The sequence below is a fragment of the Blastomonas sp. genome (assembly GCF_041747255.1).
In the GTDB taxonomy this organism is placed as follows: Bacteria; Pseudomonadota; Alphaproteobacteria; order Sphingomonadales; family Sphingomonadaceae; genus Blastomonas.
In genome coordinates this window covers 1-7303 of the sequence record NZ_JBGTFM010000461.1, presented here as the reverse complement: position 1 = coordinate 7303, position 7303 = coordinate 1, and the positions used below count along the sequence as shown (strand labels likewise).

The 7303-nt window shown below is 63.2% G+C and carries 13 protein-coding genes; 9 read left to right on the top strand and 4 right to left on the bottom strand.

Going from position 1 to position 7303, the window contains the following annotated elements; translation table 11 throughout:
- The 3 genes from ACEW8G_RS15325 to ACEW8G_RS15315 form a co-directional block, all read left to right on the top strand.
- On the top strand, positions 1–369 hold a 369-nt coding region (locus ACEW8G_RS15325; protein WP_373489262.1), incomplete at its 5' end, for a DoxX family protein.
- Entirely contained in the window at positions 366–755 is a 390-nt protein-coding gene (locus tag ACEW8G_RS15320; protein WP_373489261.1) for a DUF4345 family protein, read from the top strand. The genes ACEW8G_RS15325 and ACEW8G_RS15320, both read left to right, overlap by 4 nt.
- On the top strand, positions 752–1330 hold the full coding sequence (locus ACEW8G_RS15315; protein WP_373489260.1) for a lysophospholipid acyltransferase family protein: 579 nt from the start codon (positions 752–754) through the stop codon (positions 1328–1330). Before ACEW8G_RS15320 ends, ACEW8G_RS15315 begins: the two co-directional genes overlap by 4 nt.
- Before the next feature lie 13 nt (positions 1331–1343).
- Here ACEW8G_RS15315 and ACEW8G_RS15310 read toward each other — a convergent pair whose 3' ends face one another.
- From ACEW8G_RS15310 to ACEW8G_RS15295, 4 genes are all read right to left on the bottom strand, one after another.
- Complete coding sequence (locus ACEW8G_RS15310) at positions 1344–2051, bottom strand: hypothetical protein (protein WP_373489259.1); 708 nt, start codon at positions 2049–2051, stop codon at positions 1344–1346.
- A 79-nt stretch (positions 2052–2130) separates the two neighbouring features.
- A complete protein-coding gene (locus tag ACEW8G_RS15305) occupies positions 2131–2886 on the bottom strand; it encodes a tetratricopeptide repeat protein (protein WP_373489258.1) in 756 nt (251 codons plus the stop codon).
- Between the two features lie 98 nt (positions 2887–2984).
- Positions 2985–3410, bottom strand: coding sequence for a polymer-forming cytoskeletal protein (locus ACEW8G_RS15300; RefSeq protein WP_373489257.1), 426 nt, complete (start codon positions 3408–3410; stop codon positions 2985–2987).
- Between the two features lie 28 nt (positions 3411–3438).
- A complete protein-coding gene (locus ACEW8G_RS15295; RefSeq protein WP_373489256.1) occupies positions 3439–4617 on the bottom strand; it encodes a peptidoglycan DD-metalloendopeptidase family protein in 1179 nt (392 codons plus the stop codon).
- Positions 4618–4890: 273 nt separating this feature from the next.
- Here ACEW8G_RS15295 and ACEW8G_RS15290 point away from each other — a divergent pair, with 273 nt between their 5' ends.
- From ACEW8G_RS15290 to ACEW8G_RS15265, 6 genes are all read left to right on the top strand, one after another.
- Positions 4891–5172 (top strand): CopG family ribbon-helix-helix protein, encoded by a 282-nt coding sequence (locus tag ACEW8G_RS15290; protein ID WP_373489255.1) that lies wholly within the window; start codon positions 4891–4893, stop codon positions 5170–5172.
- Positions 5169–5456 carry a type II toxin-antitoxin system RelE/ParE family toxin gene (locus ACEW8G_RS15285; protein ID WP_373489254.1) on the top strand — a complete coding sequence of 96 codons (288 nt, stop codon included), beginning with the start codon at positions 5169–5171 and terminating at the stop codon, positions 5454–5456. The genes ACEW8G_RS15290 and ACEW8G_RS15285 overlap by 4 nt, the downstream gene beginning before the upstream one ends.
- A complete protein-coding gene (locus ACEW8G_RS15280; protein ID WP_373489253.1) occupies positions 5453–6094 on the top strand; it encodes a nicotinate-nucleotide adenylyltransferase in 642 nt (213 codons plus the stop codon). Before ACEW8G_RS15285 ends, ACEW8G_RS15280 begins: the two co-directional genes overlap by 4 nt.
- A gap of 145 nt (positions 6095–6239) precedes the next feature.
- The gene (rsfS, locus tag ACEW8G_RS15275) at positions 6240–6620 is read left to right on the top strand and encodes a ribosome silencing factor (protein ID WP_373489263.1); all 381 of its coding nucleotides are present in this window, start codon (positions 6240–6242) and stop codon (positions 6618–6620) included.
- A gap of 48 nt (positions 6621–6668) precedes the next feature.
- On the top strand, positions 6669–7091 hold the full coding sequence (locus tag ACEW8G_RS15270) for a 23S rRNA (pseudouridine(1915)-N(3))-methyltransferase RlmH (protein ID WP_373489252.1): 423 nt from the start codon (positions 6669–6671) through the stop codon (positions 7089–7091).
- Between the two features lie 5 nt (positions 7092–7096).
- Positions 7097–7303 (top strand): hypothetical protein (locus tag ACEW8G_RS15265; RefSeq protein ID WP_373489251.1); only part of this gene is annotated, 207 nt, incomplete at its 3' end.

Genomic DNA, 7303 nt, shown 5'->3' with positions numbered 1-7303 from the left:
TACCTTGTCGCAGGTGTCGCGCATATCCGCTCGCCCGGCGGCTTTCTGGCAATCACCCCCTATTGGGTGCCATGGCCCGAAACGGTGATCTTCTGGACCGGGGTGGCCGAGATCGCCGGGGCCATCGGCCTGATGGTGCCGCGCCTGCGCTATGCGGCGGGCATCGGCCTCGCGCTCTATGCGCTGTGCGTGTTCCCCGCCAACATCAACCACGCGCTGGGCGACATCGCGATTGGAGGCAGGCAGTTGCCCTGGACCTACCACGGCCCGCGCCTGCTGTTCCAGCCGGTGGCGATCTGGTGGGCGCTGTGGGTGGGCGGGGTTATCGACTGGCCGTTCAGGCGGAATAGGGGAGGTGCTGCGCAATGAACCCGACAACGCTGACCAGAAGCCACTGGCTGGCCCGGCTGTGCTTGATGCTCATTGCAGTGATCGCCGTGTCCGGCGGCGTGCTACAGATGACGCTCGGTCAGCCCGAGACCAATCCCCGGTTGGACAACATTCACCGCTTCCTGGCCGGTGTCTATCTGGGCACGGGCATCATCAGCCTCTGGGCCGCAGTGACGATCCGTCAGCAGGGCATGTTGGTGTTGTTGCTGGCGCTGGGCATATTGCTGTCCGGTCTGGGCCGGTTGATTTCGATGGCTCAGGTCGGGCTGCCGGAACCCGCTGGCCTGTGGATCACCTATCTGGTGGTTGAACTGGTCTTGCCGGTGGTGATGACGGTGGCCTGGGCCGGGATGCGCAGAGCGTGAAGGAGCCTCGACTTGGCCTTGCCGCGCGGGCGCTCTATGCGCTGCTGGTGTTCATCTACCGCCGCCACCGCTTTACGGCGGTGGGCACGGCCCCGGCAGAGCGGCGCTTCGTCATCATCGCGGTGCCGCACACCAGCAACTGGGACTTCCCCAACTACATCGGCGTGACCCGCGAACTGGGGCTGCGCACCCACTTCATGGCCAAGACCTCGCTGTTCCGCTGGCCCTTCGGAGGCTTCATGCGGCAGGTGGGCGGAGTGCCGGTTGACCGTCGCGCGGCGCAGGACATGGTCCAGCAGATGATCGCCGAGTTCGCCGCCCGCGACGACTTCGTGCTGACCATCGCGCCCGAGGGCACCCGCAAGTCAGTGACCGAATGGCGCACCGGCTTCTACCGCATTGCGCTGGGCGCAGGCGTGCCGATCGTCTGCGGGTTCATGGACTATGCGCACCGACGCGCGGGGCTTGGACCGGTGATCTACCCGACCGGCGACTATGCCGCAGATATGGCGTCTGCCTTCGCCTTCTACGCCGAGATGCATGGCCGAAATGCGACGGGTAACCCGTCTGTGTGACCCGCTTGGCAGGCTAGCGAAAGACGCAGTTGACGCCCGACCACAAGTTAGTGACCTTGGCCTTGGGACCGGTGCCATCAAGGATGCCCGAAAGCCCCGCCGCATTGAACTCGGTGCCCAGCGTCGTCTGTTCGATCTTGGCGTTATAGGCCTTGGTCAGCGCCTCGCGGGTCGATCCGATGCCGATGCCGGTCGCGGTGGTCAGCTTCGCGGTCGTCAGCTTCGCTGGGGAGGAGGCCTTGGCGGCCTTCGCAGGCACCTTGGCCGGCACCAATGCAGCACCGCGATCATCGAGCGACCAGCCAGCAAACAGCCCGTCGAGCACATAGAGCGTCAGCCCGTCGGGCCAGCTGAGATATGCCAGCGGCCCGACACCGCACTCCTCGTTGCGCCCGGTCTCGGCCTTGCCCTTGAGCTTCTCAAGCACCGACTTGAGCTGCGCCTCTGATGTGCCGAAGGCCAGAGCCCGGCTCACCCCGCTCGGCGGATCGAACAGCCGCAGCCCCTCGCCATCGAGCGCGACCATCGGTGTATGACCCGCAGCATCCGGCGCAGCCGCCTTGCTGTCGCCCGGCAGATCGACCGCAGGATGTCCCGGCGGCAGATCGATCCCGGCGTGGGGATCATCGGCAACCGCCACCGGCGCATCGGCCTGTTGGCAGGCCGTCAGGATCAGGGCAGCGGCAAGGGTGATCAGCGGAGCGCGGGGAAGCATCATCATGCGCCATGTCTAACGCCGAACGCGGAATGCGCCTAGCGTGATCTTGCCGTCAGGTGTCGATGAGTTGCGGGTCGTCGCCTCACTTGTCCAGCGTCAGCAACATGCTGTCACACGCGCCAGTGTTGTCGCCATCAAGGCAGACCCGCATCAGCAGGTCAGACGCCCGCGCCGGGTCTTTCGGCCCGCCGCGTCCTTCGCGCAGCATGTCAGCCAGGCTGCTGCACGCCGACCAGCTGCCCTTGCTGCAGGCGATCTCGAACGCGTTGCGCGCGGCAAGGTCATCATTCCCGAAGCCATCACGATAGCGCAGGAAGTTGGCCAGCCGATCGCACCCCGCCGCTGACTTCGCCGCGCAGGCGCGCTTATAGACATCGAACGCCTTGGGGTTGTCTTCCGTCCCGCCTTCGCCTGTTTCGAGCATCGCGCCAAAGCGCAGACACGCGGCGATCATGCCCTGCGCGCAGGTCTTGCCGAACAGCGCGCGGGCACCGGGCACGTTGCTCGGCTCGCGAAAGGCCAGCTTGTCCGCGACATAATAGCAGGCGACGAGCTTGTTGCGGTCGCATGCCTTCTTCATCCAGTCAAAAGCGGCATCGCTCTCATAGCTGCGCTCGGCCATCACCCCGGCATTGTAGCAGGCCTTGGCAAGCCCCGATTCGCACACGGTGGCAAAGCCCTTCAACGCCTCGGCGCGCGCATCCCAGTCATCCTGGTCCTCACCGGCTGCCATTGCCTTGTCAAAGATGGCCGACATGTCATCGGACTGCGCGAACGCGGGACCACTGATGACACAGGCACACAGCGCGAGCAGCCGCGCCAACCAGATTGCAGGCATATATCCCCCCTTAAGCGTAAGGAGCGACCCCGTGCGAGAAACTGGATGAGCCAGGCGTTTGCGTCAACCCGTTACCGAAGGGCTGACGCGCCTGCCCGTCACACCACCTGATTGGCGCTCAACGGCAAGGCCGGACGCGATGCTGAGCCGTCGCTGATGGCATGCAATGCGGTTGTCGCCGGAGCAGATCCGTTCAGCCCCGTCTTGCCCTTGTGCTGGAAGCGGCCATCGACATGACCCCCCTGCTCAATGCTGATCGTCTCGTAGGTCACATCGCCGGTGACCTCGGCGCTCGCCGCAATCACCAGATCGCGCGCCTCGATCGACCCATGCAGCGTTCCGGAAATCCGCGCTGTCTCTGCGACCACCGCGCCCTTGATCGTGCTGCCCTCACCCTGCACCAGCGAGGCGCAGGTGATATCGCCTTCAACCCGGCCATCGATATGCAGGTCAACCTTGGCGCTGATGTTGCCGGTGATGACGACATCGGTGCCGATGACAGAGAAGGTGGAGTTGCCGGCCATGCTCGATCCTGCCTTGCTGCTGCGCGAACTAACGGGCGAAGCCATCATCGGTGCGCTGTTCTGCGACGGCTTGGATCTTGAGAACATCTCGGTTGGCCTCCAGGAACGGACGGGGATTGATAGCGCGGTCCTTGTAGCGGACCTCGAAGTGCAGGTGCGTTCCGGTTGATCGCCCGGTGCTGCCCATGCCGCCGAGCCGCTCGCCCTTGTCGACCTGCTGGCCGACGCGCACGCCGATGGTCGAAAGATGCGCATAGCGCGTTACCAGACCGTTACCGTGCGCGATTTCGACGCATTTGCCATAGCCTGACTTGACGCCGGCATGCACAATCCGGCCCTGCGATGCGGCGAGGATCGGCGAACCGTGCGCACCCTTGAAATCGATGCCGCTGTGCATTGCCGCCGCGCCGGTGAACGGGTCACGGCGATAGCCAAAGTTGCTCGTAATCGCGTGTTGCACGGCGGGCGCACCCGAAGGGATCGCCACCAGACCACGCTCCAGCGCGTCCATCCGCGCCAGGGTGCGCCCCAGCGCCGCAAAGCGCGGGTCAAGCCTGGCCTTGGTCGACTGTTTCAAGGGGATGAACGGACCACCCTGGGCGGCGGCCTGTGCACTGGCGCTCTCGCGGGCGACCAGGTCAGGGTTCAGACCAAATTTGCGAATGGCGAGCGCGGCGCTGTGGGCGCGACGATTGGCGGCAGTGGTCAGTTGTTCAACGAAGGCGATCTGGCGCGCTTCCATGCGGGCAAGGCCTGCTGCCTCAGGGACCATCGCGCTGATCTTCTGCGCGGTCTTTGCAGCCTCGCCAGCGTTATCCGACGGGGCGATGACCGTGTCGGCATCGCTGTCCAGCGCGTCTTCGCCAATATAGCTGGTGACGATATCTTCAAGAAAGGTCTGGCGCTTTTCAAGATCGGTAGCGACATCATCGACCGAAGCGCGATAGGCGGCGACGCGGTTGGCGGATGTCGCCACCTCAGCCTGCTTGCGGACCAGAGCAAGCCGCTCTGCGCTGATGCTGAACTGGCTGAACAGCATCACCGCTGTGACCAGCAACCAGACCAGAAAGGCCCCGGCCACAATCGATGCAGCAATCATCTGCACCCTGGCTGAGATTTTGATGAACTTGATTTGGCCCTGCGATCGCATGAAAAATTCACGATCAGGGAACCATTGCGCAAGCACGTGCGTTACACGCTTGCGCATATCTGAAATGTGCACGACCTGTATAACCCCTCATTAACCCCGGCACCCGCTAGCAAAGCAATTCCGGCATAGCGAATCGTCTCCCGCCGCTTTGCCGTGAGCCGGACGAGTCGTGCGATGAACCGCATGGCTAATGTGAATACCGCTTGATTTAATCGCGGTGTCGTCGATTTTTTCCTATCCAAAGGCCGTCGAGTCGTTTTTCCGCACCACATAGTGATAACTGTCGGACGCGGCTTGCTGCGCCCTTGTATACATTGTATTCGTGTGGGTATGAGCAAGTCACAAGTCATCACGGCGCGCATCGACCCCGACACAATGGCACTGGTTGACCGGGTCGCCAAGGCGCAGGGCCGCAGCCGCAGCTGGCTCGCCGCGCGCGCCATCGAACGCATGGCACAGGAAGAAGCCAATTTCCTCGACTTCATCCAAAAGGGTGAGGACGACATCGCTCGCGGCGATTTCCTGACCCAGGAAGAGATGGAGGCGTGGATCACCGAACGCGTTCAAACAAGGGCCCAAGTGGGGCAGGCCGCTCAGCAAGCTGCTGAATGAAGAAGCTGGTTTGGGCGCGGCAAGCGCAATCCGATCTGGCACGGATCGATGATCAATTGGTGGTGCAAGACATTGACTTTGCCAACAGGGTGGCAATCGCTGCAGTGTATGCCGCCAACTTTTTGTGCGACTGGCCTGACGCAGGATCGATTATCAACCACCGTAACGATCGCAAATGGCCGGTCAAAACGACGCCTTATATCCTGATCTATGCCGTCGATTCGGACCACGTCCGTATCCTGCGCGTCTATCATGAACAGCAGGACTTGCGCACCCAGCCATGAGCCAGCCCAGACGCATCGGCCTGCTCGGCGGGTCGTTCAACCCGGCACATCGCGGCCACCGCGCGATCAGCCTGTTCGCGCTGAAGGCGCTGGGGCTGGACGAAATCTGGTGGCTGGTCACACCCGGCAATCCGCTGAAACGAGGGGCGAGCGATATGGCCAGTCTGCCTGTGCGGCTGGCGTCAGCGCGCAAAATGGCAAGGCGCGCACGCATTCGCGCCACCGCCATCGAGACGCAGCTGGGCACGCAATACACTGCCGATACGCTGGAACAGGTGCGCGCGCGCTACCCCAAGAATGACTTTATCTGGATCATGGGTGCTGACAATCTGGCGGGGTTCCATCGCTGGGAACGCTGGCGCGACATCGCGCAGCAAATGCCGATTGCAGTCATCGCCCGGCCCGGATATGATGGGATCGCCATTACGGCCCCCGCAATGGCCTGGTTCGGGCACCGTGTCCGGCCCCGGGACCAGGCACGCAACTGGACACGATGGAGTATGCCGGCACTCGTGCTGCTGCGCTTTTGTCCTGATCCGCGATCCGCCACTGCCTTGCGCAGGGCTGATCCTGACTGGCATCATGGCCTTGCCGATACACTCGTGCGTGATCATGTAACCCGGCAGGTGGTCGTATGATCAGCCGTGTGCACGCATTGGCGAGACCGGGATATGTCCCCAACGCTTTTTCTGCCGCTTTACACCTGCAAGTCGCCACGCTGGCGGCTTGCGCATATTTTTAGGAGGTCCATTGGCCAATCTGTCCCCCGTCCCTGTTCAGGGCATCGATCCGCTTCCGCTCACCGCCGACCGTCAGTTGGCTGAAGCAAAGCAACTGCATGCATTGGTGCTGGCATCGCTTGATGATGATCAGGCGCAAGAGGTCGTATCGATCCCGCTGGCAGGCAAAAGCAACATTGCTGATTTCATGGTCATCGCGTCTGGCCGCTCGACACGTCAGGTTGCGTCGATGGCACAGAAGCTGGCCGAGCGGATCAAGGAATCGGGCGGAACGGCGCGCATCGAAGGGCTGACCAATGCCGATTGGGTGCTGATCGATGCAGGCGATGTCATCGTCCACCTGTTCCGCCCTGAAGTGCGCACCTTCTATAACCTGGAGCGCATGTGGGCCTTTGGCGACGCACCGGAAACGCCCAACGCCTGACCCGTTCAGGCCGCACTGGGCGGCTGGCCAGAATGCGAGAATGCCGAAATGCGGCTGCACATCATCGCGCGCGGCAAGATAGGCCGCTCCGCCGAGGCAGAGCTGGTGCAGCGCTATGTCAAGCGGATGCAATGGCCGCTGGTGATCACCGAACTGCCCGACCGGGGCGGCACTGTGCCCGCCGCGCCGCCCGCCAGCCGCACCGTGATACTCGATGAAACCGGCGGGCAATATGGTTCGCAGGAGCTCGCGCGGATGCTTGATCACTGGCGCAACGACGGCGTGCGCGAGACGCGCTTCATGATCGGCGCGGCTGACGGCTTTGATGCCAGCGAACGCGCAGATGCCGATGTGCTGCTCGCCTTTGGTAAGGCCACATGGCCGCATCTGCTTGCCCGCGCGATGCTCGCCGAACAGCTTTACCGGGCGACCAGCATTCTGGCCGGTCACCCCTATCACCGCGAAGGATAGCGATAATGGTTCATCGCGCCTTGTCTGCTGTTTTCGTCATGACGATTCCCGTCGCCGGGCTGCTGGGCTTTGAGGCAACACGCGGTGCCGCACCATCTGCCGATGCTGCATCCTATCTGAACCAGGAGCGCGCCGCGCTGCGCCGTTCGCTCGCCGAGGCCAGCGCCGCCGCTGCGCGCAGCCGCACGCTGGAAGCACAAGCGAGCGATGCC

Coding starts and splice junctions, on each gene's coding strand:
- ACEW8G_RS15320 (WP_373489261.1), top strand. CDS start 366: ATGAACCCGACAACGCTGACCAGAAGCCACTGGCTGGCCCGGCTGTGC.
- ACEW8G_RS15310 (WP_373489259.1), bottom strand. CDS start 2,051: ATGATGATGCTTCCCCGCGCTCCGCTGATCACCCTTGCCGCTGCCCTG.
- ACEW8G_RS15305 (WP_373489258.1), bottom strand. CDS start 2,886: ATGCCTGCAATCTGGTTGGCGCGGCTGCTCGCGCTGTGTGCCTGTGTC.
- ACEW8G_RS15300 (WP_373489257.1), bottom strand. CDS start 3,410: ATGGCCGGCAACTCCACCTTCTCTGTCATCGGCACCGATGTCGTCATC.
- ACEW8G_RS15295 (WP_373489256.1), bottom strand. CDS start 4,617: ATGCGCAAGCGTGTAACGCACGTGCTTGCGCAATGGTTCCCTGATCGT.
- ACEW8G_RS15290 (WP_373489255.1), top strand. CDS start 4,891: ATGAGCAAGTCACAAGTCATCACGGCGCGCATCGACCCCGACACAATG.
- ACEW8G_RS15285 (WP_373489254.1), top strand. CDS start 5,169: ATGAAGAAGCTGGTTTGGGCGCGGCAAGCGCAATCCGATCTGGCACGG.
- ACEW8G_RS15280 (WP_373489253.1), top strand. CDS start 5,453: ATGAGCCAGCCCAGACGCATCGGCCTGCTCGGCGGGTCGTTCAACCCG.
- ACEW8G_RS15270 (WP_373489252.1), top strand. CDS start 6,669: ATGCGGCTGCACATCATCGCGCGCGGCAAGATAGGCCGCTCCGCCGAG.